A 23768-nucleotide genomic window follows, 5' to 3' on the forward strand; every position below is an offset into this window, starting at 1 on the left:
TGCCCGTATGTTTCTTTTTTATGATGGCGGAACCATAATCGGAATTTATTTGTTAGATTTGTAAGTGTTAACTTTTAATGACGCGGGATATGGAACGGGAATCTATCATTTCTCAATTGTATGACAAAGACAGGATATTTGATTTTGTCGTGATTGGCGGGGGGGCTACCGGTCTGGGTGTGGCGCTCGATGCCGTGACCCGCGGATACAGCGTGGCTTTGTTTGAACGTTCGGACTTTACGAAGGGAACTTCCAGCCGGAGTACGAAACTGGTACATGGAGGTGTCCGTTATCTGGCGCAGGGCGATATTGCTTTGGTTCGTGAAGCGCTTCGTGAACGGGGCTTGCTCCGGCATAATGCTCCGCATTTGGTGAAAGACCAACTCTTCCTGATCCCTTGCTACCGTTGGTGGGAGGGACCTTTTTATACGATCGGACTGGTTCTTTATGATCTGATGGCGCGTGGTCTCAGCCTCGGAAGGTCTGTCTGTATCGGCCCTAAACGGGTGGCCCGGACAGTTCCGATGCTCCGTCGTGAGGGGATGATGGCGGGGGTGCTTTATCATGACGGACAGTTTGACGATTCGCGCCTGGCCATTAATCTCGTCCGTACGGCGGTCGATGCCGGTGCATGTGTCTTGAATTATATGAATGTAATCTCTCTCCTGAAAGAAGCAGGTAAAGTATCCGGTGTGCAGGTACGTGACGAAGAAACGGGGGCGATCTATTCCGTAAAAGCCCGTTCCGTTATCAATGCGACAGGTGTCTTTGCTGATGATATCCTGCAGATGGACAAGCCGGAAAATCGTCCGACCGTGCGTCCGAGTCAGGGAGTACACTTGATTTTGGATGCATCTTTCCTGGAGAGCGATTGTGCCGTGATGATCCCGAAGACATCCGACGGACGTGTACTCTTTGCCGTTCCCTGGCATAACAAAGTGGTGGTAGGTACGACCGACACTTTGATGGAGCATACCGAAACAGAACCGGTCGCACTCGAACAGGAAATACAATTTATACTCGACACTGCAGGGAAGTACCTGACACGGGTTCCCCGTCGAAGCGATGTCCTCTCCGTATTTGCCGGTCTCCGTCCGCTTGCGGCTCCCCGTAATGAAGGTAAGAAGACAAAGGAGATATCCCGGAGCCATAAACTGATCCGGGAAAAATCCGGTTTGATAACGATTATCGGTGGAAAATGGACAACTTACAGGAAGATGGCGCAGGACACGTTGGACTATGCGATCCGTTATATGCATATCCCGACACGGGAGTGTGTGACGGAGCATTATCCTGTTCATGGTTCCCGTCCGAATCCGGACTTTTCCGATCCGTTGTATGTGTATGGGACAGATGCGGATGAGATACGGGCTTTGACGGATTCCTCGCCGGAGATGGCCGAGAGACTGCATCCTCAATATGCTTTTACTAGAGGAGAGGTCACCTGGGTCGTCCGGAACGAAATGGCACGGACACTGGAGGATGTTTTGGCACGCCGGTTGCGTATACTCTTTATGGATGCACGTGCCGCGATGCAAATGGCTCCCGCCGTGGCTGCTATTTTAGCAGAGGAACGGGGAAAGGACCATACATGGCGGAATGCCCAGTTAAAAGACTTTAACCGGGTAGCCTCCCATTATATATTGAATGAATAATCTAATGAGACGAAAGATATGAATTTCAGAAATAAATACGTACTGGCTATCGACCAGGGGACGACCTCTTCGAGAGCCATCCTTTTCAGCCATCAGGGCAATATCATCACGCTGGCGCAGAAAACATTCCAGCAGTATTTTCCTAAGCCCGGTTGGGTGGAACATGATCCGAACGAGATTTGGTACACACAATCGTCTGCTATAAAGGAGGCTATGGCTAAAGCGGATGTGACGGATGCGCATATTGCTTGTATCGGTATTGCCAACCAGCGTGAAACGACGATAATATGGGACCGGGAGACCGGTTTTCCGGTCTATAACGCCATCGTCTGGCAGGACAGACGTACGGCAGACTATTGCGAAGAATTGAAGGCAAAGGGATATGCTTCTCTGATCCAGCAGAAGACCGGATTGGTGATCGATGCTTATTTCTCCGCCACGAAGATACGTTGGATTCTGGATCATGTGAAGGGGGGCCGGGAACGTGCCGAGCGTGGAGAACTTTGTTTCGGTACGGTCGATTCCTGGCTGGTCTGGAAACTGACTCGCGGAACTGAATTCATTACGGATATCACGAATGCTTCCCGTACGATGCTGTTCAATATCCATACGCAGGAATGGGATAAGGAATTGCTCGACCTTTTCCAAATTCCGGCATCCATGATGCCGGAAGTAAAAAGCAGCAGCGAGGTGTATTGCGAGACTTCTACTCCTGTCTTTAAGACTGGTATTCCTGTTTCGGGGATGGCAGGTGACCAGCAAGCTGCCCTGTTCGGACAGTTGTGTACGGATATCGGCATGATCAAAACGACCTACGGGACAGGATGCTTTATGATCCTGAATACCGGAAGCAAGCCCGTTTTATCTCAAAATAATCTGTTGACGACGATTGCTTGGAAATTGAATGGAAAAGTGACATATGCATTGGAAGGAAGTGTTTTTGTCGGTGGAGCGGTCGTTCAATGGTTGCGTGACGAGTTAGGACTGATACAGAGCGCCGCTATCACGGAACAGTTGGCTAATTCCGTGCCGGATAACGGCGGGGTCTACTTTGTTCCGGCGCTGACCGGATTGGGAGCCCCTTACTGGGACCAGTATGCCCGTGGTGCCATTATCGGAATCACGCGCGGAACGAGTGCCGCCCATCTGACCCGTGCTGCCCTGGAAGGTATTTGCTATCAGGTCTACGATGTCCTGATGGCTATGGAAAACGATATACATGCCAAGCCGAAAGAGATCCGTGTGGATGGTGGAGCGATTGCCAATAATTTTCTGATGCAATTCCAGGCAGATATCTGCCGTTGTCCGGTAGTCCGTCCTCGTGTTCTCGAAACAACAGCTTTGGGTGCCGCCTATCTGGCAGGGTTGGCGATCGGTTACTGGAAAGATGTGGATGAACTGAAAGAACAGTGGTCCTTGGATAATATCTTTAGTGCTGAAATGCATGAAGAAACGGCCGAGGCTTTGCTTACCGAATGGCATAAAGCGGTCGGTAGGAGCTTGAACTGGGCGGTTGACAAATAAATCATAAATTAAAAATCATAAATCTAATATCATGACTCCATTCGTAGCGGAATTTTTGGGAACCATGCTTCTGATCCTGATGGGAGGAGGCGTTGTGGCAAACGTGTGCCTGAGCAAAACGAAAGGACACGGTGCCGGCTGGATGGCGATTACGACAGCTTGGGCTTTGGGCGTGTTCATAGGAGTGGTGGTGGCGGGTCCTTATAGTGGGGCACATCTGAATCCGGCGGTTTCCATCGGGTTGGCTATCGGGGGGACTTTTCCCTGGTGCGACGTCTTTCAATATATCATTGCTCAAATGTTAGGTGCGGCCTTAGGAGCGCTTTTGGTCTGGCTTGTTTATAAAGACCATTTTGAGGCGACGGACGATCCGGACACCATGTTGGGTGTGTTTTGTACCAGTCCGGCGATAAAGAATCCGGCGATTAATTTCTTGACGGAAGCGGTTGGGACGTTTGCCCTGATGTTTGTCGTGTTCTATATCACCGGTGGTGAACTTTCTTTGAAAGATAGTAATAGCACGTTACCGATCGGGTTGGGTTCCGTAGGGGCGTTGCCAGTGGCGTTTACGGTTTGGGTGATCGGACTGTCCCTGGGTGGTCCGACCGGCTATGCGATTAATCCGGCACGTGACCTGGCTCCCCGTTGCATGCATGCTTTTTTGCCGATAAAGGGAAAAGGCGGAAGCCAGTGGGGATATGCCTGGATTCCGGTCTTAGGACCGATAGCCGGGGCAGCCGTAGCTGCTATGTTGTATTATATTCTATAATTATATACCATGAATTTACGAAATAAAGTCTCTTTTCTTTTGTTTTCTTTTGTGGCGGTTCCATTGTTTGCACAGACACCGCAACAGGAATTGGAACGGCTTCAACAAAACTATATCCAGTCTTTTATATCGAATGACGACCGGACGGCTTCATTGGTGGAACTCTTGTCAGGCATACAGCCTGAAACGGAAATATCCGATCAGGTTGTTGTTGAACTCCACCAGCGTTATCCTTTCAACGTGGAGAAAATAACGGGATATATGGAAACGATCCGGGAAGACGGTTCCTGGCCGGATATTAACTATAACGACCAGAAACGATCGGGCTGGTCTGTCAAGGAACATGCCGACCGGGTGCTGGAACTAGCCAAGCTGTACAGGGCTGAAGAGGGTGATTGTCATTGGGGACCGAAGCTCGAATCGGTCATTCACTTGGCATTGGGCTACTGGTTTCGGGAGAAACCGGTCTGTAAGAACTGGTGGTATAACCAGATCGGTGTTCCCAAGACATTGGGACCAGCTTTCCTCCTGATGAAAGAACAATTGAACCCGGAGGAAAAGGAAGCCGCCATCGAGGTGATGGAAAATGCCAAGTTCGGCATGACAGGACAGAATAAAGTCTGGCTTGCCGGGAATGTGTTGATGCGTGGACTGTTGCAGGATGATTTCGAATTGGTAAAGGCTGCCCGTGATACTATTGTATCCGAGATTACGACTGGTATGCAGGAAGGGATCAAAAGCGACTGGAGCTTTCATCAGCACGGACCGCAGCAACAATTCGGAAACTACGGATTGGCTTTCCTGACGGAGATGAGTTCTTATTCCGGCCTGTTTGCGGGAACCGTTTTTGCCCTGAACAAGGAGCAACAGGGAATTTTGAATTCTTTCCTTCTGAACGGCTATCGTTGGATTGTCTGGAAAGGGTATATGGATGTCAATGCACTGGATCGGCAATTGTTTCATAGCGGGCAGATACATAAGGCATTCAGTCTGGCTTTTGCCACGAATGCCCTGATGCGTGGCAGTTCCGCCGAAGATATCCGGCAGATGAATGAGTTCTTGAAAGATAACTATGCTCCCGAAAGAAAAGGTAGCGCTTTCATCGGGCATAAACATTTCTGGGATTCTGATCAGACCGTTCATCGTTCCTCCACCTGGATGGCTTCGGTCAAGATGGCCTCTGACCGGGTGATTGGCACGGAGTTGGTGAACGAAGATAATTTGAAAGGCTTTTATATGGGCGACGGTGCTCTTTATACGTACTGTCGTGGTGACGAGTATCTGAATATTTTTCCTTTCTGGGACTGGCGGAAGATTCCAGGCATTACCGCTTATGAGAGCGAGGCTCCCGTTCCTGCTTTTTTCAATTATGGGGCGCATGTGAGGAATAAGACTGCCTTTGTCGGAGGTGTGACGGATGGTGAAACCGGAATGACGGCAATGGTCTTGGACCGGGATGGTTTGCAGGCGCACAAGTCCTGGATCTTTACCCGCGATTATGTCCTTTGCTTAGGTGCTGGGATTCGTTCGGACAGCATTTTGGCGGTTACGACATCTGTAGACCAGCGGGTGAAACGGGGCGATTTGCTCCGATATGCCGATGGTAATTGGTTGCCGGTACAGGGAAAGTATGTTTCTTCTCCGGAGGAACAACGTTTCTTCCATGATAACACAGGGTATATTCTGTTACAACCTTCCGCATGTGTGGTCATTTCGGAAAAGCGATCCGGGCGCTGGTGTGATTTTATGGGATCATATGCTCCTAAAACGGTAGAAGGAGAGATTGTTGGTCTCTATATCGATCATGGAAGAGAGGATAACGCCGATTACCAATATTTGGTCCTTCCAGCTTCTACCGCCGAAAAAACCGCAGCTTTTGCAGTACAGGATATCCGGGTGATCCGGAATGACACATCCATTCAGGCTGTTGCTGCCGGCAACTGTTTTTATGTGACGGCGTATGAGCCGCAGGTAGTAAACTTGCAAAAAGACTTGCAGGTCGATTTACAGACTCCGGGTATTTATATGTTCCGTCTGCATAATGGAAATTGGTTGATCGAAGCTGCCGATCCGACACACAAGCAACATTCCCTGTCGCTCAAAATGAATGGGAAGGATGTGAAGATCGTCTTCCCTCCCTGCCATGAACCGGGAAAAAGCATTTCTGCCCAACCGTTTATCAGTGCTCCTTTTTCCAAAGGAATCAAAGTGGATGGTAAACAAGACGACTGGAAAAACGTCCCGGCTGTAACTGGCCTGATCGCTCCCTGGGACGGGGCGGAAAAAGACAAAACCGCTTTTTATGCCTGTCATGATCAAAAGAACCTGTATTTCCTGTATGAGGTGTCTGATACTACTTTGGTTTATAATGACGAGAAGACGGAGGCTTCTGTCGGTAATGGAGACCGGATCGAGTTTTTTATGAGCAAGGATCCGGAGATGAAGACGTATTATTGTGCGGAGATCGATCCGAAGGGGAAAGTGATGGATTATGAAGCGCATAACTATCGTAAGTTTGATTTTAACTGGAACTTCAAGGATTTGAAGTTGGTAACTTCCGTCGGCAAAGATTCTTACCGTGTGGAAGGGAGCATTTCGTTGAAGACGCTAAGAAAATTAGGGTTGATTTCTCCGGAAGGTGAAATCCGCATGGGTGTTTACCGGGCCGATTATTTCGACGATGCCGGGGAGCGCGTGATCTGGTCGTCCTGGATCGTCCCTGATGCTGCCGAACCGGATTTCCATATCCCGTCTTCTTTGGGAATATTAAAACTGGAGAATTTCGTACCTTTGTCACGACTAAAATAAAAGAAATATGAATAGAACGCTGATAAAAAACGCCACTATCATTAACGAAGGCCGCACCTTCACCGGTTCGGTACTGATCGAAGATGATAAGATTGCCGCAGTATATGAAGGGATAATTCCGGCTGAGTCCGGTGATGCGACCGTGATAGATGCTACAGGTAAATACCTGCTTCCGGGTGCTATCGACGATCAGGTGCATTTCCGTGAACCAGGATTGACGCATAAAGGCGATATCGCCAGCGAAAGCCGTGCTGCCGTAGCCGGTGGGGTGACTACCTTCATGGATATGCCGAATACGAAGCCTCAGACGACAACTCTTGCCGATCTGGAATGGAAATTGCAACGGGGAGCTGAAACGTCGGTTGCTAACTATTCCTTCTTCTTCGGCGGGACGAACGACAATATGGATGAAATCCGTATACTGGATCGTAGCCGTGTGCCGGGTCTGAAACTCTTTCTCGGTTCTTCCACCGGTAATATGTTGGTCGATAAGAAGGATAGCCTGGAACGTATTTTCGGCGAAGCCGGAATGCTTATCGCTATCCATGCCGAAAAGGAGGAGGTCATCAAACGGAACATCGCTCATTATACGGGCTTGCACGGTGACGACCTGGATATCTCCTTCCATAGTAAGATCCGTAGCGAGGAAGCCTGCTATGCTTCCTCGTCCGAGGCAGTCGAACTGGCTACCCGTCTCGGTTCCCGTCTGCATATTCTGCATCTTTCGACAGCAAAAGAACTTTCTTTGTTGAGCAATAAGCTTCCGCTTAGTGAAAAGAAGATCACAGGTGAAGTATGTGTGCATCATCTTTGGTTCCACGATGGCGATTATGAACAGTTCGGAAACCGTATCAAATGGAACCCGTCGATTAAGACGCTGGCAGACCGTACAGCACTGCGTGAAGCCGTTAATAACAACACGATCGATATTGTGGCGACCGACCATGCCCCGCATCTCCTTTCCGAAAAGGAGGGAAGTTGCCTGAAAGCCGCTTCCGGAGGTCCGCTGATCCAGCATTCGCTCATTGTTATGCTGGAATTGGCGATGGAAGGCCGTTTCACTTACGAAAAAGTGGTGGAAAAGATGGCTCATATGCCTTCAGAACTTTTCCGCGTGGATCGCCGTGGCTATATCCGTCCAGGTTATTATGCCGACCTTGTCTTGGTCGACCCGAAAGAAACCTGGACAGTGGCAAAAGAAAATATACTGTATAAATGCGGCTGGTCTCCTTTCGAAGGCTATACATTCCATCATGCCGTCTGGAAAACATTCGTCAACGGGCAACTGGCCTATGACAATGGACGGGTGAATGATGAGGTTCGCGGGATGGAAGCTCGGTATAGTTGAAAAGTGAAAGGTGAAAGTTAATTTTACGTCTCTTTATAACTTTCAACTTTTACCTTTCACCTTTCAACTGATATCAATAAGTTTGTGCGTTTGCAAGCTGAGGCGCCATTGGGGGTGGTGGAGGATGTACTCTACCACCTCTTTTGTATTCAGGCAGGAACAGGGTTGGAGGAAATGCCAGGTTGCTTCCAAGCCGGCGTATTCCGTCAGGTCCTGTCCTGTATAGACCACTTTGACCTCATCTATATGTGCCAGCCTCAAGGGAAACCCTTTCGGGGAACAGGTCACCCAGTCGATGCCTTCCGGCAACGGGTTTGTCCCGTTAGTCTCGATGCAAATATATTTCCCTGCCATGTGTAGCAGATCGATAAAAGTCTGGTCGATCCAGAGCGAAGGTTCGCCCCCTGTCAAGATAACGACATTTGAAGGAAAGGCTGAAATAGCTTGTAAAATATCTTCATCAGACATCAAGATCCCTTCCTCGTGTCGGGTATCACAAAAACTGCATTTCAGGTTGCATCCGGAGAAGCGGACGAAAACGGCAGGCGTACCCGTATGGAAACCTTCTCCTTGGAGACTGTAGAATATCTCGTTAATCTTTCTCATAGATTGCCGTGTTTCCTTCTGATTCCTGAACTTCTACTTTGTAGCAGGTGGGAAGCTGGTCGCATATCCACCGGGCGATATTCTCGGCTGTCGGGTTAAAGGGGAGCACCTCGTTGAGGTTCCGGTGATCGAGTTGATCTTTTACGACCTGCTTGATATGGGTGAAATCGATCACCATGCCATCTGTGTTTAATTCTTTGGAACGGCAATGCACAGTGATAATCCAGTTGTGACCATGCAGATATTCGCATTTGCTCGGATAGGAAAGCGACAGACTGTGAGCTGCCGAAATCTCCATACGTTTGATAACGGTATACATACGATAAAACTGTTTTAGAATATTATGCCTGCACCTAATGTCACCTCGGTACAAGGTGCAAATTTACTGAAAAAATCGGGTTCCGAAGCGGTACTTAATGTATTGAAATATTAAAAATATCTGTAACTGTTTGTATGTATTTAAAACAAAGATCAGGGGAGGATCTATCGTAAAAATGAACTTTTTTGTTGTGAAATAAAAATATTATGTATTAATTTGCTTCATAATCAAAGATATGAGGTGGTTTTAATGTCTCTGAACCAGTATTTCGGCAGCAGTCCTATATTGTTAAAAAATAGAAGAAGCTGCAAATAAGTTTCGATAATCTTAAAAATGTGTTTTATAATATCTTTTTTTATTTGTTCAGTAATTTAAAATGCCTCATCTTTGCAAGCAGATAACCTAAACAATCTTTTTGCCTTAAAGACTAATACCTATTAAAACCTATAAAGAGGACCTTTGAGAAAAGGTCCTCTTTATGATTTTTAGAGGGTTACTCTTCCGTTTCTTCTATTTTTGACGATATTTTCCCAATCGCATCATTGAGTTTTTCTTCAGGTGGGATCATGTTGAAGTTGCCCCAGAACTTTTCATCGTAAGTAAATCGGGTTTCCGCAAAGATTGTCCGTGTCGGTAATGCTTCGCTACGGGCAAAGCGGCTTACTCGGTTCGTGTCTATTTTGCAGGTAACCATCTCGAACCAGGTATGCAGCGGAAAAGTTCCGAACAGTTGTTTCCTTTTCTTTATCCTGAAAAAGAGGTCGCCTCGGACATGGTTGATGTAATATTGGCCATTGTAAGGTTTGTATGTTACGGTATAGATCACTTTTTGGGGAGTGATCTTTAGGTTGCGACTCTTTTTCTCCACCAGCATCCCGGTAGCCTGTTTGATGTATTTGGGGTTGATTTCGAAGTGGGCGCGGAGCAATGCGTTGTTTTCCGTGTCGATATACAGTTCTCCCCGGTAAAGGGCGGAGTTGATGTCTCTTTTTTGTTCGAAATAGATCACATGGGCTAACCGGTTGTCGATCACGGCGATATCGGAAGATGCATACATATAAGACTCTATCTTTTCATCTGTCAGAAGGAAGTCAGGCAATTCCTTTATCAAGTCCAGGCTCAGGCTGGCGTTGATTCCCGACTTCATCCGGGCGATGATCGTGTCTTTTTCCTGCTGGCTGATGATCCGGCGCATTTTGAGCAGTTTGACCTGGTCCGGTGCCGGATTGGGCTTGTAGGCCGGTTTGTAAATTTTGAATACAGCTTCCGTCAATCCTACGAATTTATTTTTTCGTTCGATTCCTTCCCGGTAGAAAGTAGTCAGGTAAGCGGGTGATTGCGGGTAGTTTTTCCGGATGTTTTCTTTCATGTCTCGAAGCAGGCGGAGTGGGTTGACGATGCGCACTACGACTTCTTGGATCGGGATTATTTTGGCATCGAGCGTGATCACCGTGTGTTGTCCGGCGAGAAGAGAGGCCTCTATCTTGCGGGGTTCGTAGCCTAAGTGGGAGAAGTAGAGCGTAGACCGGCGAAGCGAGTCGGGCAGCGTGAGCCGGAACTCCCCGTTTGCATTGGTGATGCTGCCGATTGAAGTAGCAAGGACTCCTATAGTGCCCGCCTCGATCGGTTCATTCGTCTGTTGGTCTTGTAGGATTCCTTTGACAATAAAATGGTTGTCTGCCTCTTTCGGAGGAATGGTCTCGGGAATGGCTGTTTGCCTAGCAGGTTGCGGTCCGGAGATCAGGATGTGATTGCCTATCACACGCAAGCTCAGTTCTTTGTTTCCTGTGATCAGGTAAATTGCCTGCCGGATGGTGTAGTCTCCTTTCGGGATGCGTACCGTTTTTTCATTATCGATCAGCTTGCTGTCATAGATAAAGAGAAAGCCGGTTTGTTCCGATACTTTGTCAAGCAGGCGGTAGACGGTATTTTTTTCTTTGGATAAGTGAATCATGCGGGCCAGAACATCATCGCCTTCCTCTGCGCATAACAGGCCTGTCGGAAGCAAAAGCATCCAAAAGCACAGACAGAGAAGGCGAAAAATCTGAATCATTAGCTTCACTATATAAATAACATTTAATTGTCAATTGAATAAAAGGATCATGTTGTCCTGTCGTGTTTTTTTCAAATCGAGGGCAAGGCAGATCAGTTCAGCCATCGCTTCGGGTGTATCATTGGAGAAGGTGACGGTAAGCGTCCGGTTCCATAGCTCCGGTGTCGTTTCCAACCGGATATCCGGATTTTGCAGATTGATCACCCGCAGGATATTGCCTAATTTTTCGTCTTTGAACCTGATTCGTTTGGTATAGCGGTCGAATAGTGCCGGATCGGGAGTCATGCTCAATTGCAGTCTCCGGGAGAGAAGCGTGACGGTTTCCCCGGCTTTTACATGGATGTCCTGTCCGTCCTTCTTCAACGTCACTTTTACTTCCCCTCGCTGTACAGACAGTTCGAAAGGAGAGCTATCGTTACTTTTCACATTGAAGGCCGTCCCTAACACTTCGATACGTGTATCTTCGGTTTCAATCACGAACGGCCGCTTACGGTTACCGGCTACCTCAAACAAGGCATTCCCCTGCAAGCTCACTTCCCGCCGGTCGGAAGAGAAATGTTCGGGAAACTTCAATGAAGTATTTCCTGCCAGGTAGACCACGGAACCATCCTCAAGGGTGGTTACCAATGTCGTTGCCGTCTCACTGTTCCGACGGGTGAGCAGGTTCGGATCGGTATCCTGCCCGGACCTGTTCAGGTAGGTGACAGAGACAAGCAGACAAAGAAGGGCGACGGCAGCAGCGGCTACTCCTCTTTTCCATGCAAGGCTTCTGAATGGCGAAGCCGGTCTGCCCGAAAGCAAACCTTCTTCATCCAGGCGTTGGTACAACGTATTCCAGGCCCGGTCTGTTTTTCTTTTATTTCTTTCTGTTTCAATCATATTTCATGTAAATCTCTAATTCGTCTCGTAGTGTTCGGAGTGCTTTCGTCATTTCGGCCTCGACTGTTTTGACTGAAAGGGAGAGGCTGGAAGCGATTTCCGCATATTTCTTTCCTTCGAAACGATGCATCCGGAATATGCGGAGACGACGTTCGGGAAGCTTTTCGAGTGTCCGGTTTACCAGAGCTTCCAGTTCCTTGTATTCGATCTGCTCCTGTGGGTCGTCCGGTGTGTCGTCTTTATCCGGGTGGGAGAGGATGGCATCCCGATAACGGTTGCGTACATCCTGGTGTTCCCAGTACTGGAGGGATTGGTTACGCACGGCCCCATACAAATAGCTTTTTATCGTATGAAACAATTGTAACCGTTCCCTTTCCTTCCAAAACACATAGAATAATTCTTGTACGATCTCTTCCGCAATATCCATTCTACCGGTTATGCTGGCTGCAAACATACAAAGAGGCATATAATACAGACGGAATACTTGTTCAAAAGCCTTGACGTCTCCATTTTTGATCTTTGTAAGTGTAAGCAGGTCTTTCATGTTTAATAATTATTCAATGTGCCAATTGAGAAATGTTGCTAATTTATACATTAATCTGCTCATTGGCAAATTGGCACATTACCTATGTTGCTTCTTCAGTTTGTTGACAGCGTGTTCCAATGATTCTGTCGGCTCGATGATATTGTAGGAACCCCAGAAACCTTCATCGGCAAAATTGGAAACCTTGTCCGATAAGGACTGGCTGGATCTGAATGCCATCTTGTAGGGAATAGTGTTTATGCCGCTTTCCTTGCCATCTGTTACGACCATCTCCGAAAGGATGGTGTAATTGGTTGAGAACAATTTGCGTTTCCAGTCGCATTTGAAGCGGACGCCGTTACGGATGTAGCTCAGATAAGTCAGCCCATTGCGTTCCTTGTAGTTGACCAGGAACGAGACTTCGACCGGTTTGAACCGTAACCCGAACGGTTTTTTCCGGAGGATCGCCTGCGTGGCCTTGTTGCGGTCGTTCATGTCGAGAAAGAATTCGGCCCGCGTGAAAGAGAGCCGTTCCTTGTCGATGTATAGTTTTCCATAATAAAGCGCATACGGTAATATGGCTTGCGGCTCGAAATTGATAACGTATTGTGGCCGGTCGTTGATCGTTGTCGATTCTTCCATCCGGAATTTATAGTAAGGCAGGCTTTCCAGGTCGAGCAGTACATCCGGATTCTTCACCACATCCACATAGACGGACAGGTTCGGGCCTCCCAGCAGTTTGACGGCCAATGTGTCGCTCGCTTTCTGGCTGAGCAGCTTGCGCCCTTTGAATATCTGTACGCGATCGCGGTCTACTCCCTCGTCATAAGGAGTCTTGTAGATATCGATCACCGCTTCCGAGATGTTGATATACCGGCGCCCTTTCTGGGCCGTTTCACGATAGAATCCGGTTAGGAGGCTATGCTTCGAACTGTAGTTGGCCGGAATCTTTTTGATTGCTTCTTCCACCAAGTAACGAGGATCGCGGGCATGGATGATAACTTCGTCGAGCATATTCGTGTAGGGGGTCAGCCACACGGTCTGTTCTTCCACATCCTTGCCGTTGAGTTCTATTTTACTGTTGAAATATCCGAGGTGCGAAATCTCTACTTCTTTGGCATGGATGGAATCCTTTACCTTGAAAGAAAACTCACCGTCGGCGTTCGTGACTGTGCCGGTCGTACTGCCCGGAATAGAAATATTGACATATTCCAGGCTCTTTTTGCTCTTTTTATCTTTTACGATACCACTGACCGTGATGTACCCCCCTTCGTCAGCCGAATCCGTTTGTGCCTGTAAAGGCGTGAATCCCGCCAGCGACAGTGTAATGAGCAAGTATCCCCATAGTTGTTTATGCATCGCTTTCATATCTCATATAGTTTAATAAGTAAATACTCGTGCTTGTATTACTAAGATGGTTCAGCCGGCAAATACCCTATGCTTCGTCTCCGGATTTTTTTATTATGATGGACATAGTTTGAAAATTTGACTATTTTTGCGCAGGTTATACTAAGATGAGACGATGACAGAGCAGGAGATAAGGAAATATTTAAGGCGGATCGAAGAAGAGAATTCCCAGACTGCTCTGCGTAGCTTTTATAATCTTTGCTTCGACCGTTTCTTTCGTATAGCCTACTACTATCTGCATACGGAAGAGTGGGCACAGGAGGTCGTCCTCGATGTATTCCTGAAAATATGGGAACGCCGCGAGTCTTTGCACCATATAGCCAATTTGGAAGATTATTTCTTTATCACGATAAAAAATGCCTCTCTGAACTATCTCGAAAAGGAACAACGCCGGAAAGACATGACGGCGGATGCTTTTGACGGTGTGTCCATCTCCGGTGAATCGCCGGAAGACATCTTGGTCAGTGAGGAACTTTTCGCCCACTATGTCAAGGCCCTCGATCGTCTGCCGGAGCGATGTCGTGAAATATTTATCCGTGTACGTGAAGAAAAGCAGTCTTATGCCGAGGTCGCGAAAGACTTGGGCATAAGTGTCAATACGGTCGATGTACAGTTACAGAAAGCGATCGGGCGGATGCGGGATATGTTGTCGCGTTATATAAGCGGAACCGAAAATTGAATATCTTTGTATTTGATTGAAAAGGTAATGACATGAAAGATATGGATAAATTCATCGCGCAGCAGCGTCTTCTCTATCCGTTGTCGGATGAATCGGTACTCAAATTGACGGAAGGGATGGAAGAAGTGTTTGCTCCGAAAGGCAGTTTTCCGGTGTATGAAGGAGATCGTGATCCGTATGTCTGGTTCGTCAAAGAAGGATTGGCCCGTTCGTTTGTAGAGCGGGATATGCGCGACGTCACCTTATGGTTCGTGTCGTCCGGCGAAATCGTGAATATGTCTTACCGTGAAACCGCAGCTTATAATCTGGAAATGGTGGAAGATACCGTTTTGCTGCGTATTCCGGCGCGGCGTCTTGAAGAGCTTTGTGAACAGACGCTCGATCTGGCGAACTGGATGCGTAAGTTGTCGGATTATTACCTCCGTGAATATGAGAATTACTTTATCAATGACAGTTGGAGTGATGCCCGTGAGCAATACGAGACCTTGCTGCGTACGCGCCCGGACCTTTTCCAACGGGTCCCGTTGAAGCATATTGCTTCATTCCTGCAAATTACCCCGCAGTCGCTTAGCCGGATACGTGCCTCTGTGAAATAGGAGTCTGATTTATCTTATAAATTACCATATCATGAACAAACTCAAATTAATTACCGTGATGCTTGCCGTAGCCGCACTTGTGCAGACCGGCGATGCCTGTACGGTCGTCATTGCCGGTAAGAAAGCGACAGTCGACGGCAGTGTGTTGAACTCGCATACCGATTGCGGTCCCGATTGCCGTATACAGGTAGTCCCCGGACAAAAATATCCCAAAGGGACGATGGCGCCTGTCTATTATGGCATCTTGACGCGTAACCGTCCGGAAATGGGAGAAGGGGAGATTCTGGGGTATATTCCGCAGGTGGAGGAAACCTATACCTATTTTCATTCTGCTTATTCCCATATTAACGAATATCAGCTTTGCATTGGGGAAAGCACTATGAGCCAGCGCCCCGAATTGCAGGTCGGCAAGGGAGAAGGCAAACAGATCATGACGGTGGAACAGGCGGCTGTTTTTGCCCTTCAGCGTTGTAAAACGGCAGAAGAGGCGTTGAGTCTGATTACCTCCTTGATGGAAAAATACGGTTTTCTGCCATCTTGCGGTCCCGAATCGGAATGTCTGACGCTTGCCGATCCGGATAAAGTGTGGGTTCTCGAACTTTTCAGTGTGGGAAAGGACTGGACGCCCGAAAGTGGTAAGCCGGGTGTTATCTGGGCTGCACAACGGTTACCGGACGATCAGGTGGCGATTATCCCGAATTGGAGTATTATAAAGGAAATCGATCTTAGTAAACCGGACCAGTTCAGGGCTTCGTCCAACTATATGCAGGAAGCAGTCGACCGGGGTTGGTATGATCCTTCCGGCAAACATCCGTTTGTATGGCAGGAAGTATATGCCCCGACGCCGCGTGAGTGGTCGACGAACCGTTTTTGGTTGTTTTATGAGACATTTGCCCCCGGAACGACCAGTATTCCCCGTCATACGAACGATCCGTTCAAGAACCTCGATCAATACACGCAGTATGTGGAACCGCTCGGCTCCTATCCGTTCTCCGTCGTCCCGGCAAAAAAGTTGGCGGTGCAGGATATCATGACTTTCCAGCGTTCCACGTTCGAAGGAACGATCTATGATAAAGAAAATGATGCCGCCTGGTACTATGTCGGTCCTGACGGAAAAGCGGTGAAGAGTAAATTGGCGACTCCGTTCCCGACCCGTGAGATGCAGAAGCAGATGAAGACAACCCGTCGCCGCGCGGTTGCCCGTATGGATGGCGAATATGGAATGGTAGCCCAGCTGCGAAGTTGGCTTCCGCGTGAGATAGGGGGCCTCTATTGGGTGTTTGTCGATAATGCTTATACATCTCCTTATTTCCCGCTCTTTACCGGCACGACCGCTATTCCGGAAGTCTATCGTACTTATGATCCGAATGCTTACAGTGATCAGTCTGCACGTTGGGCCGTCGACTTTGTCGATAACATGCTTTATCTGAACTGGCAGGACGGAAAGAAGGATTTGCTGGCTGCCCGTGCCCCGATGGAAGAGTCGTTTTTCTCACGCAATGCCGCGATCGAACAGGAATATATGGCTTTACAGAAGAAGAACCCCCAAAAGGCGACCGCTTTATTGAACAACTATGCACAAGAATGTGCCGACAAGATCATGCAGACATACCGGGAACTCCGGAACCTGTTGTTGGTGAAATATACGAATAACAAATAACTCCTCCGTTTACATCTATCCAGACCGAAGTTCTTGTAGTTATTGTATGGTTTTCCAAAATCCCCGTTGGTCTAAATCGAAACAGTAGTGCATAAAATTTGATTTTCTACCCCATTTATTTCAAATTACTATTGCGGGTAATATTTTTTAAGAAACCCGCAATAGTATAAAATGTTGGATGATAGATAAATATGAATATCGCTCTTTTGAAGGAGGTTATTGTATAATTTAACATTTCAAAAAGCCTGATTCGCCTTTTGGCTGGGGCGGACTATCCTGTTCCCGCGCTTGACGCGGGATCGCAAAGAAACAGACCTTATCCCCATGAATTATCGGGTGAACCCATTCCTTTCTGTATCCTGTGCAGCGTTTCTTTCTCCCCAAGCATCTTATTTATAAATGGGGATTATCGGACAATGAAGCTGTCCGGATGGTTAAAGTATATATAAATGCTTGGAAACTATTTGGAAACAGCTATATTTGTGAATAAAATGGACAGTTTTATTAGTGAGGCAGAAAGGGTATTAAACCTACCCCCTTGTATTTAGTCTAAAGAGTAGAAATATTATAAAGTAGAGGAGAAACGAATATGAAACCCATGAAATTAACATCTTTGATGGTGATGCTTCTGGTAGGCTTCAGTGCCGCAGCCCAGGAGGAGTTCTTTGATGATGTGTATTTCTCTTCCAGCAAAAAAGATAAAAAAGAAAAAACAGAAGAGAAGGTCATACAGCCTAAAGAGGATGCTGAACGTACTACGATGACGTCTACATACAGCACCAGCAAAAGAAAAAGTGCTGTGTCTGATGAAGAACGCGATGTAGATGAATATAACCGTCGCTATACTTCGATTGACGTGGAGGAGCCGTATGATGAAGATTCAGACGGTGAAGTCTTGGCCGAATATAACGACGATATGGATAATGAAAAAACAGTCGCTTCCGATTCTAAAAAGGAACGTCGTTCGGATACGGAATATACCGAGCGTATCATCCGTTACCATTCGCCGAGCAAGATTACGATTGCCGGAGCAGACCAAGTCGATCTGTATCTGAGTGACGGATATTATGCTTATGGCTACGATACGGATTATTCCAACGGCAGTACCAACGTAAGTGTCAATGTGAACATCGGCAATGGCTGGGGCGGTTACTATGATCCGTGGTACAGCGGATGGTATGGTGGCTGGTACGGCGGTTGGTATGATCCCTGGATTTACAGCCCGGCCCGCTATTGGGGCTACGGTCCATCCTTCGGTTTCGGCTGGGGTTGGGGTGGTTTCTATGCCGGCTACTGGGGCCCGTCTTGGGGCTGGGGTCCGAGTTATTGGGGACCTGGTTATTGGGGTGGTGGCTACTGGGGACATCATCACCATCATTATGTTTCACCGTATAGACATAATTATATAGGATCACGTACATCTGCCGGACAGAGATCTTCTTATGCAAGTGCAAGTGGGAGATCACGTACTTCGGTTGGAAGTAGAACATCTGCAGGAAGCAGGAGTGCAACATCTTTGAGAAGTAGTAGTGCTGCACGAAGTCGTACAAGTACGGGAGTAAATGGACGTACGAGTACAGGTGTAAGAAATCGAACAAGTGTAGGGACTTCTGCACGTATGTCTTCTTCGACACGTTCTTCTGCAGTAACAGGAGGACGCACGCGGATATCTCGTGAAAGTGCAGTTAGTTCGGGTGCTTCTCGTTCTTCGAATCGCCAATATACGGCACCGGCAAGAAGTAGTAGTTCTTCCCGTTCTTATAATAATTATAGTGGGAATTCTCAACGCAGTAGTAGCTCTTTTTCTCCTTCAAGAAGTAGTAGCGGTAGCCGGAGTTCATTTGGAACATCTTCGTCAGGAGGCTCCCGTTCATCAGGAGGTAGCTATGGTGGCGGAGGAAGCCGTTCCAGTGGTGGTGGACGCAGCAGATAGAAATAATTTTTGAGAGAGTCATATATTAAGGACACGCAAGTCGTGTCCTTGCTTTATTAAGATATTTAGAAATAAGAGAGACAATGAAGAAGGTGATTTGTTTATGTGCATCAGCATTACTTTTAGGTAGTGGTTCAATGTTTGCACAAGGTGAAATGGATGCTTATAAGTTCTCACAATATGATTTGAACGGAACTGCTCGTTATTTGTCTATGGGAGGGGCTTTTGGAGCATTAGGTGGTGATATCTCAGCCATGAGAACTAATCCTGCAGGTTTAGCTATATATAGAAGTTCTGAGATCGTAACGACAGTGAGTTTATCTTCTATCAAAACAAAAACAGATTGGTTGGGCATTGAAATGGATGATAAAAAGACCCGATTTAATTTTGACAATATAGCTTATGTCGGCTATTTCCCTACTGGAAATGATGAAGGTGTGATTGGGTGGAATGTCGGGTTTTCTTATAATCGTGTGAAGAATTTTAATCGTCAGTACAGAATGGGACGAGGAGCCGGGGGGAATTCTATCACAGATTATTTGGCTGGCTATGCAAATCTGGGAATAGACTTAACAACAGGTAATAAGTTGACAGGGAATGATCTTTGGTCAACGGATACTTATAATCCCTATATTTCACAGGACTGGTTGCCTACATTAGCCTTTAATTCAGGTTTGATTGATTCGGATAATAGAAGCCAGGCGGGGAATTTCTTTTCTACTTTTGGTTATTTCGATGATGAACATCAATGGCAACCTTTGGAGGTACAAGCAGCCGATATGTTAGTGTCAGAAAAAGGTGCGATAGACAAGTATGACTTTTCATTTGCTACAAATATTTCTAATCGTTTCTTTATAGGAGCTACGGTTTCTGTAGCGGATATTGATTATAGCACAAGTTCTATTTATGATGAAGATTTCGGTTATTTTAATGCAGAGGCGGAGAATGTAGGATTTAGGGATCATCTTTATTGGGATAACTATTCTTCAATGAATGGGACGGGATATTCTTTTAATTTAGGTGTGATTGCTCGTCCAACCGATTTTTTGCGTTTAGGGGTAGCTTACAATTCTCCGACATGGTATAAAATAACGAATTATTATAGTGCTGAAGCCGGTGCTTTTGTTTTTGATTATTTTAAAGAAAGGCAGAATCCAGTCGCTCCGAATAATCCAGATATGGATTGGGAAGCTAAAACCCCCACGGATTTTTATACGGAATATAAGCTTCGAACGCCGGATAAATGGATTTTTAGTGCTGCAGCTATTTTAGGGCAAAATGCTCTTATTAGTGTTGATTATGAATTAACAAATTATAAATCTATGCATTTGCAGGATAGAGACGGATATGATCAAGAAGGAGATAATAGTCTAATTAAACGCGATTTTCGTACTAGTGGTATGTTAAAAGTTGGTGCGGAATATAAAGTTACACCACAATTTGCTATTCGTGTAGGAGGAGCATGGCAAAATAGTCCAAGTCAAGATCATATGAAATATAGTGAAACTGGTAGTGTTGTAGAAGTGTTTCCTGCAGGAACGCGTACAGCTTATACGGTTGATCATCATATAAATTATTATACCGTTGGTTTAGGATATCGTTTTACTCCTAATTTTTATGTTGACATGGCTTGTGTCTATCGGATGCAGAAAGAAGATGTTTACCCATTTCCCCATCTTATAGGCGAGGTTGATAATGAACCGACTGTTCTGGTAGAATCCATTCCTGCAACACTGAAGACAAACACGACAAAAGTGGTCCTTACATTAGGCTATAAGTTCTAAAAATCATACTTTGTTTTTAAAAGCCCCCTGTTCGTACATAAAACGTACGGTCAGGGGGCTTTTTTATGTAAAAATAAAGGAAATGTTTGCCTATTTAAAATACTTTTTGTTCTTTTGCCTTTGTAAATATAAATAATATTATTGTCTAACAATTTTAAATATCGTTGCCTATAGCATAAACATTACTCAAGAAAAAACTAAAAATATAGAAGTAATGAAGACTTTAAGAATGATGACTGACGAAGAGCTGGTCGTTCTTTATGCAGAAGGTAATAATGCTGCTTTCGATGTATTGTTGAATCGTTACAAAAGTAGCATACACTCCTACATTTACTTTATAGTCCATAACAAAGATCTCACAGAAGATATCTTTCAGGAGACTTTTGTCAAGGTGATTATGACTATTAAACAAGGCCGTTATACAGAAAACGGTAAGTTTAAAGCATGGATTACCCGCATTGCTCATAACCTGATTATCGATAACTTCCGTCAGGAACGCAGTGAAAATACGGTTTCAAATGATGAAGTGGAAGTGGATCTTTTCAATAATATCAAACTTTGCGACGGCACGATCGAAGATAACATCGTACGCCGTCAGGTATTGTCTGATGTGAAAAAGCTGGTGAAGCACCTTCCCGACAGCCAACGCGAAGTATTGGAAATGCGTTATTATCAAGATCTCAGTTTTAAGGAAATTGCCGATATTACAGGCGTGAGCATCAATACGGCTTTGGGACGTATGCGTTATGCGATCTTGAATATGCGTCGTATGGCGGAAGAAAACAGTATCGAGCTGTCGATGGCTTGATAATAAAAGTTGAAAATTTATTTTCTTGTCATACAATAAGGAGATAGCCTGCCCGTTTTATTATCAAACAAGATAAAAAAACGAGTTGCCTATGAAGAGACTTTCTACTCAATGTATGAATGAAATAGAAAATAAAACAAACAGAAACCGAAAAGAAAGGAAAACAATGCCGCGTCGGCAAACACTTGATTTCCTTACCCAATTTGCGAGGGTTTATCATTCAGAACCCGCTTTACGCACGGAACTCTGTGGTTTAGTAATGAACTGACGTCGTCTTGCAGAAAAGCAAAAAGAGTATGAAACATAAAATAGCACCTTCTCTGTTAGCTGCTGATTTTCTGAACCTGCAGCGGGAAGTGGAAATGATCAACGAGAGTGATGCTGATTGGTTGCATCTGGACATAATGGACGGTGTGTTCGTTCCTAACATATCGTTTGGTTTTCCGGTTCTGGAAGCGTTGAAGCCAATCTGCAAGAAACCGATGGATGTACATCTGATGATCGTGGAACCGCAAAAGTTCATTCCGGAAGTGGCGGCTACGGGCGCTTATATGATGAATGTGCATTATGAGGCTTGTACACATCTGCACCGTACAGTGGCGGCGATCAAAGAGGCGGGAATGAAGGCGGCTGTTACATTGAATCCGCATACGCCGATTTCCTTGTTGGAAGATATCTTGCAGGATTTGGATATGGTATTGCTCATGTCGGTAAATCCGGGTTATGGAGGGCAAAAGTTTATTGAACATTCGATAGATAAAACAGCTCGTCTGAAAGATATGATCCTGGCAAAAGGGTTGAATACCTTGATCGAAGTTGATGGCGGTGTCAATATGCAGACGGCGAAACCTTTGCTTGAGGTGGGGGCGGACGTGCTGGTTGCCGGTAGTTTTGTTTTCCGTTCCCCTGATCCGTTGAAGACGATCCGGGAACTGAAAGAATTATAATGTCGACTCGTAGGGGCGGGGTTCTACTCCGCCCAATCAGAAATCGTACCTTTATTGGATGCAATGAGCAGAGCAGAGCACTGCCCCTACGGAATGACGTCCTTTGTGCAATACCGATCAAGCCTTAAACCAACCATTTCAAAACCTTACATTATGATAAAAGAATTACAGATCCGTCCCTTTGCCCGTCCGCTGCTTGTCTGGATTGCGGGGATTATGCTACAGACCGTTTTTTCGTGTTGTACTTATTCCTGGGTATTACTATTGCTCCCTGTTATTATCCTTACCACAGCCGGTCTTGCCTTGAGAGGGCAGGAGCATTTTTGTTATGAAACCCGTTGGCTGTGGGGAGTGGTTTTCTTGTCTCTGTTACTTTTCCTTTCGATACAAAAGACTGCTTGTTCGCAGTTTGAAGCCTTGTCGGAACATCCGGCTTCCCTTCTTTCCCGTTGGGCGCGGGAAGAACAGCAACGATTATTGGAGCCGATCGCAAAACTAAATCTGACCGATGAAGAAAAATCTGTACTGGCCACTATTACTGTCGGTTACCGGCAAGCTATGAGTCGGGAGGTGCGGAACCGTTTTTCGGCTACGGGGGTAGCACATATCCTGGCCGTAAGCGGCTTTCATGTGGCAATCGTCTGTGGCTTTTTATCTTTTCTTTTTTCTTTTCTCCCCAGGAATGGATGTTGCCGGTGGATTCGCTACATCTCGCTGCTTGTGCTATTGTGGGGATTTGCTGCGATAACGGGCTTGGCGGCCTCTTCTGTGAGGGCAGCGTTGATGCTTACAATGTATCTGACGGGCAGAGTGTTGGATAGGAGGGCGGAGCGTTATAATATATTGGCGGCTTCCGCTTTTTGCATGTTGGTTTATGAACCCTTGTACTTATTCGACATAGGTTTCCAGCTGAGTTATCTGGCCGTGCTGTCCATCCTTTATTTCCAGCCCCGATTGCAGGCGTTGATAAAGGTGCATAATCCGTTTTTGAGGACACCGTGGGGGTGGGTCACGGTCACCCTGTCGGCACAGGCGGGCACGACTTTTTTATGTCTGTATTATTTCGGGCAGTTTTCGACTGTCTTTTTGTTGACGAACTTGCCGCTTACGTTTCTAGCGACTTTGTTGATACCGGCAAGTTTGGTCTATATGTTTTTGCCTGAATGGATTCCTGAGTATGGCTGGTTGCAGGTTGGGGTGGAATGGTTGGCACACGGCCTGCTTTGGGTTGTCGATGCTTTTAGCCGGGTACCGGGGGCGGTTTTCTCCTTCCGGTTCGATTTTCCTGCGATGCTGGTGGCGTATGGAATGCTTTTGTCTATCCTGTTGTATGGTCATACCGGACGTTCGCGTTATTTGCTCGTCATTCTGTTTTTGTTGTTAATTATACTTCTTGTCCGGGTGATTGAGAATTTAAAGCTGTGTGGAATCTAAAAAAAGTAGTACCTTTGTCATTGAAAATAAGAGAAT

At 46.3% G+C, this 23768-nt stretch carries 19 protein-coding genes; 13 read left to right on the forward strand and 6 right to left on the reverse strand.

What is annotated here, in order from left to right; genetic code table 11:
* The first annotated feature begins 89 nt into the window (after positions 1-89).
* The 5 genes from NQ564_RS03745 to NQ564_RS03765 are packed head-to-tail and all read left to right on the forward strand — an operon-like array spanning position 90 to position 8104.
* A complete protein-coding gene (locus NQ564_RS03745) occupies positions 90-1655 on the forward strand; it encodes a glycerol-3-phosphate dehydrogenase/oxidase (protein WP_039848059.1) in 1566 nt (521 codons plus the stop codon).
* A gap of 18 nt (positions 1656-1673) precedes the next feature.
* Positions 1674-3179: a glycerol kinase GlpK gene (glpK, locus tag NQ564_RS03750; RefSeq protein WP_008147536.1), complete on the forward strand. Its 1506-nt coding sequence runs from the start codon at positions 1674-1676 to the stop codon at positions 3177-3179.
* Between the two features lie 31 nt (positions 3180-3210).
* Entirely contained in the window at positions 3211-3948 is a 738-nt protein-coding gene (locus NQ564_RS03755; RefSeq protein ID WP_008147538.1) for an MIP/aquaporin family protein, read from the forward strand.
* A gap of 9 nt (positions 3949-3957) precedes the next feature.
* The gene (locus NQ564_RS03760) at positions 3958-6756 is read left to right on the forward strand and encodes a polysaccharide lyase family 8 super-sandwich domain-containing protein (protein ID WP_129649787.1); all 2799 of its coding nucleotides are present in this window, start codon (positions 3958-3960) and stop codon (positions 6754-6756) included.
* 7 nt (positions 6757-6763) lie between these two features.
* Entirely contained in the window at positions 6764-8104 is a 1341-nt protein-coding gene (locus NQ564_RS03765; protein WP_008147543.1) for a dihydroorotase, read from the forward strand.
* A 63-nt stretch (positions 8105-8167) separates the two neighbouring features.
* Here NQ564_RS03765 and NQ564_RS03770 read toward each other — a convergent pair whose 3' ends face one another.
* From NQ564_RS03770 to NQ564_RS03795, 6 genes are all read right to left on the reverse strand, one after another.
* Entirely contained in the window at positions 8168-8710 is a 543-nt protein-coding gene (locus tag NQ564_RS03770) for a 7-carboxy-7-deazaguanine synthase QueE (RefSeq protein ID WP_008147545.1), read from the reverse strand.
* Positions 8697-9029: a 6-carboxytetrahydropterin synthase QueD gene (gene queD, locus NQ564_RS03775; protein ID WP_005635104.1), complete on the reverse strand. Its 333-nt coding sequence runs from the start codon at positions 9027-9029 to the stop codon at positions 8697-8699. The genes NQ564_RS03770 and queD overlap by 14 nt, the downstream gene beginning before the upstream one ends.
* Before the next feature lie 493 nt (positions 9030-9522).
* On the reverse strand, positions 9523-11082 hold the full coding sequence (locus NQ564_RS03780; RefSeq protein ID WP_227963219.1) for an STN and carboxypeptidase regulatory-like domain-containing protein: 1560 nt from the start codon (positions 11080-11082) through the stop codon (positions 9523-9525).
* A gap of 30 nt (positions 11083-11112) precedes the next feature.
* The gene (locus NQ564_RS03785; RefSeq protein WP_008147550.1) at positions 11113-11961 is read right to left on the reverse strand and encodes a FecR family protein; all 849 of its coding nucleotides are present in this window, start codon (positions 11959-11961) and stop codon (positions 11113-11115) included.
* A complete protein-coding gene (locus NQ564_RS03790; protein ID WP_008158452.1) occupies positions 11954-12505 on the reverse strand; it encodes an RNA polymerase sigma-70 factor in 552 nt (183 codons plus the stop codon). The genes NQ564_RS03785 and NQ564_RS03790 overlap by 8 nt, the downstream gene beginning before the upstream one ends.
* A 78-nt stretch (positions 12506-12583) precedes the next feature.
* Entirely contained in the window at positions 12584-13852 is a 1269-nt protein-coding gene (locus NQ564_RS03795; RefSeq protein ID WP_008147554.1) for a carboxypeptidase-like regulatory domain-containing protein, read from the reverse strand.
* A gap of 154 nt (positions 13853-14006) precedes the next feature.
* Between NQ564_RS03795 and NQ564_RS03800 the strand changes: the two genes are divergently transcribed.
* The 8 genes from NQ564_RS03800 to NQ564_RS03835 all read left to right on the forward strand — a co-directional run bounded on the left by NQ564_RS03800 (position 14007) and on the right by NQ564_RS03835 (position 23732).
* Positions 14007-14570 carry an RNA polymerase sigma-70 factor gene (locus NQ564_RS03800; RefSeq protein ID WP_005635091.1) on the forward strand — a complete coding sequence of 188 codons (564 nt, stop codon included), beginning with the start codon at positions 14007-14009 and terminating at the stop codon, positions 14568-14570.
* A gap of 41 nt (positions 14571-14611) precedes the next feature.
* Positions 14612-15166 (forward strand): Crp/Fnr family transcriptional regulator, encoded by a 555-nt coding sequence (locus tag NQ564_RS03805; RefSeq protein ID WP_008158450.1) that lies wholly within the window; start codon positions 14612-14614, stop codon positions 15164-15166.
* A gap of 31 nt (positions 15167-15197) precedes the next feature.
* A complete protein-coding gene (locus tag NQ564_RS03810; RefSeq protein WP_129649791.1) occupies positions 15198-16826 on the forward strand; it encodes a dipeptidase in 1629 nt (542 codons plus the stop codon).
* 598 nt (positions 16827-17424) lie between these two features.
* Complete coding sequence (locus NQ564_RS03815) at positions 17425-18759, forward strand: hypothetical protein (RefSeq protein WP_008147564.1); 1335 nt, start codon at positions 17425-17427, stop codon at positions 18757-18759.
* Between the two features lie 83 nt (positions 18760-18842).
* On the forward strand, positions 18843-20543 hold the full coding sequence (locus NQ564_RS03820) for an OmpP1/FadL family transporter (RefSeq protein ID WP_008158444.1): 1701 nt from the start codon (positions 18843-18845) through the stop codon (positions 20541-20543).
* A 214-nt stretch (positions 20544-20757) separates the two neighbouring features.
* The gene (locus NQ564_RS03825; protein ID WP_005635085.1) at positions 20758-21351 is read left to right on the forward strand and encodes an RNA polymerase sigma factor; all 594 of its coding nucleotides are present in this window, start codon (positions 20758-20760) and stop codon (positions 21349-21351) included.
* A gap of 296 nt (positions 21352-21647) precedes the next feature.
* Positions 21648-22298, forward strand: a complete 651-nt coding sequence (rpe, locus tag NQ564_RS03830) for a ribulose-phosphate 3-epimerase (RefSeq protein WP_021861959.1) — start codon at positions 21648-21650, stop codon at positions 22296-22298.
* A gap of 153 nt (positions 22299-22451) precedes the next feature.
* Complete coding sequence (locus tag NQ564_RS03835; protein ID WP_008147572.1) at positions 22452-23732, forward strand: ComEC/Rec2 family competence protein; 1281 nt, start codon at positions 22452-22454, stop codon at positions 23730-23732.
* The last annotated feature ends 36 nt before the right edge of the window (positions 23733-23768 follow it).

The organism is Parabacteroides johnsonii DSM 18315, assembly GCF_025151045.1.
GTDB classification, from domain to species: domain Bacteria; phylum Bacteroidota; class Bacteroidia; order Bacteroidales; family Tannerellaceae; genus Parabacteroides; species Parabacteroides johnsonii.

Excerpts from the sequence above, each read along its gene's own strand:
- NQ564_RS03745 (WP_039848059.1), top strand. The coding sequence starts at position 90 with ATGGAACGGGAATCTATCATTTCTCAATTGTATGACAAAGACAGGATA.
- glpK (WP_008147536.1), top strand. The coding sequence starts at position 1,674 with ATGAATTTCAGAAATAAATACGTACTGGCTATCGACCAGGGGACGACC.
- NQ564_RS03755 (WP_008147538.1), top strand. The coding sequence starts at position 3,211 with ATGACTCCATTCGTAGCGGAATTTTTGGGAACCATGCTTCTGATCCTG.
- NQ564_RS03760 (WP_129649787.1), top strand. The coding sequence starts at position 3,958 with ATGAATTTACGAAATAAAGTCTCTTTTCTTTTGTTTTCTTTTGTGGCG.
- NQ564_RS03765 (WP_008147543.1), top strand. The coding sequence starts at position 6,764 with ATGAATAGAACGCTGATAAAAAACGCCACTATCATTAACGAAGGCCGC.
- NQ564_RS03770 (WP_008147545.1), bottom strand. The coding sequence starts at position 8,710 with ATGAGAAAGATTAACGAGATATTCTACAGTCTCCAAGGAGAAGGTTTC.
- queD (WP_005635104.1), bottom strand. The coding sequence starts at position 9,029 with ATGTATACCGTTATCAAACGTATGGAGATTTCGGCAGCTCACAGTCTG.
- NQ564_RS03780 (WP_227963219.1), bottom strand. The coding sequence starts at position 11,082 with ATGATTCAGATTTTTCGCCTTCTCTGTCTGTGCTTTTGGATGCTTTTG.
- NQ564_RS03785 (WP_008147550.1), bottom strand. The coding sequence starts at position 11,961 with ATGATTGAAACAGAAAGAAATAAAAGAAAAACAGACCGGGCCTGGAAT.
- NQ564_RS03790 (WP_008158452.1), bottom strand. The coding sequence starts at position 12,505 with ATGAAAGACCTGCTTACACTTACAAAGATCAAAAATGGAGACGTCAAG.
- NQ564_RS03795 (WP_008147554.1), bottom strand. The coding sequence starts at position 13,852 with ATGAAAGCGATGCATAAACAACTATGGGGATACTTGCTCATTACACTG.
- NQ564_RS03800 (WP_005635091.1), top strand. The coding sequence starts at position 14,007 with ATGACAGAGCAGGAGATAAGGAAATATTTAAGGCGGATCGAAGAAGAG.
- NQ564_RS03805 (WP_008158450.1), top strand. The coding sequence starts at position 14,612 with ATGGATAAATTCATCGCGCAGCAGCGTCTTCTCTATCCGTTGTCGGAT.
- NQ564_RS03810 (WP_129649791.1), top strand. The coding sequence starts at position 15,198 with ATGAACAAACTCAAATTAATTACCGTGATGCTTGCCGTAGCCGCACTT.
- NQ564_RS03815 (WP_008147564.1), top strand. The coding sequence starts at position 17,425 with ATGAAATTAACATCTTTGATGGTGATGCTTCTGGTAGGCTTCAGTGCC.
- NQ564_RS03820 (WP_008158444.1), top strand. The coding sequence starts at position 18,843 with ATGAAGAAGGTGATTTGTTTATGTGCATCAGCATTACTTTTAGGTAGT.
- NQ564_RS03825 (WP_005635085.1), top strand. The coding sequence starts at position 20,758 with ATGAAGACTTTAAGAATGATGACTGACGAAGAGCTGGTCGTTCTTTAT.
- rpe (WP_021861959.1), top strand. The coding sequence starts at position 21,648 with ATGAAACATAAAATAGCACCTTCTCTGTTAGCTGCTGATTTTCTGAAC.
- NQ564_RS03835 (WP_008147572.1), top strand. The coding sequence starts at position 22,452 with ATGATAAAAGAATTACAGATCCGTCCCTTTGCCCGTCCGCTGCTTGTC.